At 62.3% G+C, this 2,895-nt stretch carries 3 protein-coding genes; all 3 read right to left on the reverse strand.

Going from position 1 to position 2,895, the window contains the following annotated elements:
- Positions 1-77 precede the first annotated feature (77 nt).
- Complete coding sequence (metK, locus tag EOA27_RS30200) at positions 78-1,343, reverse strand: methionine adenosyltransferase (RefSeq protein ID WP_126079416.1); 1,266 nt, start codon at positions 1,341-1,343, stop codon at positions 78-80.
- Positions 1,344-1,508: 165 nt separating this feature from the next.
- Positions 1,509-1,931 carry a helix-turn-helix transcriptional regulator gene (locus tag EOA27_RS30205; protein ID WP_095819313.1) on the reverse strand — a complete coding sequence of 141 codons (423 nt, stop codon included), beginning with the start codon at positions 1,929-1,931 and terminating at the stop codon, positions 1,509-1,511.
- Between the two features lie 139 nt (positions 1,932-2,070).
- Positions 2,071-2,895 (reverse strand): apolipoprotein N-acyltransferase (gene lnt / locus EOA27_RS30210; protein WP_127257953.1); only part of this gene is annotated, 825 nt, incomplete at its 5' end.

Raw genomic sequence — 2,895 nt, forward strand, 5'->3', positions numbered from 1 at the left:
GCGTATGGTCTTGCCGTGCCGGCGACCGAAGAATCCTTCGGTCGCCCGGCTCGGCCTATCCTTTGCGTTAGCTGGCGTCAGGCGGCGACGGCGTCCTTGAGCGCCTTGGCGAGATCGGTCTTCTCCCAGGAGAAGGAACCGTCGCGACCGGCCTTGCGGCCGAAATGGCCGTAGGACGAGGTTTTTGCGTAGATCGGCTTGTTGAGGTCGAGATGACGGCGGATGCCCGACGGCGACAGGTCCATCACCTTGCGCAGCGCCTCCTCGAGCTTCGATTCCTCGACCTTGCCGGTGCCGTGCAGGTCGACATAGACCGACAGCGGCTGGGCGACGCCGATGGCGTAGGAGAGCTGGATGGTGCAGCGGTCGGCGAGCTTGGCCGCCACCACGTTCTTGGCAAGGTAGCGCGCCGCATAGGCCGCCGAACGGTCGACCTTGGTGGTGTCCTTGCCCGAGAAGGCGCCGCCACCGTGCGGTGCCGCGCCGCCATAGGTGTCGACGATGATCTTGCGGCCGGTGAGGCCGGCATCGCCGTCAGGCCCGCCGATGACGAACTTGCCGGTCGGGTTGATGTACCAGTTGCAGTCCTCGGCGATCTTCAGGTCGCCAAGCGCCTCGCGGATATAGGGCTCGACGACCTTGCGGACCTTCTTGGAGTCCCAGCTGGCATCGAGATGCTGGGTGGAGAGCACGATCTGCGTGACTTCCGCCGCCTTGCCGTCGGCATAGCGCACGGTGACCTGGCTCTTGGCGTCCGGGCCGAGCTTGCCGGCCTCGCCATTGCCTTCATGGCGCGCGGCGGCAAGCAGTTCGAGGATCTTGTGGCTGTAATAGATCGGCGCCGGCATCAGGTCGGGCGTCTCGCGACAGGCGTAACCGAACATGATGCCCTGGTCGCCGGCACCCTCCTCGCCCTGGCGGTCGGCGGCGTTGTCGACGCCCTGGCCGATATCGGGCGACTGGCCGTGCAGCAGCACGTCGATCTTGGCGGTCTTCCAGTGGAAGCCGGACTGCTCGTAGCCGATCTCGCGGATCGCCTTGCGGGCGACCGACTTGAACTTGGCCGGGTTGACCACGGGGTGGCCGGACGCATCCTTGAGGACGTTGCCGGCCTTGTCCTTCTTCAAAAGCGTGTCGGGGACGCGGACCTCGCCGGCGATGACGACGCGGTTGGTGGTGGCCAGCGTTTCGCAGGCGACGCGGACCTTCCACGGATCCATGCCTGTCTTCTTGGCTTCGCGATAGACCAGATCGACGATTTCGTCGGAGATGCGGTCACAAACTTTGTCGGGATGACCCTCGGAGACGGATTCCGAGGTGAAGAGATAATTCTGCCGCGTCACGGGTGTCCCCTCTTGAAAAAAAATCGGCAGGTTGCCGATTTTTGGCGCGCCACGTGTTAGCGGTGCCGGGCGCCGCTCGTCAAGCGGCGCGACGGATCTGGCATGAATGTAGGCAAGCCGGCTATGCCACCAGCGGCGGGGCGCCGCCGGCGGCATAGGTAAAAATCAATCGGCGTCCTCGGCGGAGAGCGCCTTCACCAGATCGATGATGCGGCGGCGCACCTTCACGTCGCCGATCTTGACAAAAGCCCGGTTAAGCTGAAGCCCTTCGGGACTACCGCAGAATTCGATGGCGAAGGCCATCGAGGAGTCTTCGGCAAATCCCCGATTGCCGCCACCGGTCTCCTCGCCCGGGGCATCCTCGAAAAAGAAGGCGACGGGAACGCTCAGGATGGAGGCGATCGCCTGCAGACGGCTGGCGCCAACCCTGTTCGTGCCCTTCTCATACTTCTGGATCTGCTGAAAGGTGATGCCGAGATTTTCACCCAGCTTTTCCTGGCTCATTCCAAGCATATTGCGACGCAGCCGGATGCGACTCCCGACATGAATGTCGATCGGATTCGGCTTCTTCTTGTTCTCTTCTGTCATTTTTTCCTCGCCGAATTTTTCCGGCTTTTTCTATTTTGTTCCGCCCATATGAAGCCGGAGCCACCTGCCCCAACAGAACCCTCCAACCGACTTCGAAAAATTTTAGGCGTTACAGTATGAGTTTCTAATGTGCCGACTGTCAATTCACCCGTAGCCGCTGCCTTACATTCAAGGTGAAGGCCATCAGCGCAAACAGCAACATGATCAGCAATCCGTTAAAATGCCGCTGTTCGGGAGACAGGAGGGCGCGCCCAGAAACCGGCACATGCGCGTCGATGGCGCCGCGCGCGTTGACGGCAAGCGCATCGATGATGCGCCCGCGCGAATCGACAATTGCGGAGATGCCGTTGTTGGCCGCGCGCAGCAGCGGCAATCCATTCTCCACCGCGCGAATCTGCGCCTGCCTGAAATGCTGATACGGGCCTGGCGTGTCACCAAACCAGGCGTCGTTGGTGACGTTCACGATCACGTCAGATGACGCAGCGTCGGCGGCGACGAGATCGGGAAAGATCACCTCGTAGCAGATGAACGGCGCGGCACGCAGGCCGCCCGGCAGACTGATCGGATGCCGCTCGTTGCCGGCGGCGAAATTCATCGGTCCGGCAACGAGCTGGCCTATGCCGAAGCGTTGGAAAAGATCGGCGAAGGGCAGGTATTCGCCGAAGGGCACCAGATGCACCTTGTCGACGGCATCGACGATCTCGCCTTTGTCGTTGATCGCCACCACGGAATTGTAATAGCGGCTGCCGGCGCTCGCCGATCCGCCTTCCTCGCGCACGACGCCGGCAATCAGCATCTGGCCCTCGGCCAGCATGTCGCCCAGAGCCGTGAGCGCTTCCGGACGCTCGGTGAACAGGAAGGGCACCGATGTTTCCGGCCACAAAATAAGCTGCGGCTTGGCATGGCCTTCTTCCGGCGCTTTCCCCGATATCCCCAGTAAAGTTGCGAAGATGCGGTCGCGCAC

Origin of the sequence: Mesorhizobium sp. M2A.F.Ca.ET.037.01.1.1 (assembly GCF_003998075.1) — a bacterium.
Lineage (GTDB): Bacteria > Pseudomonadota > Alphaproteobacteria > Rhizobiales > Rhizobiaceae > Mesorhizobium.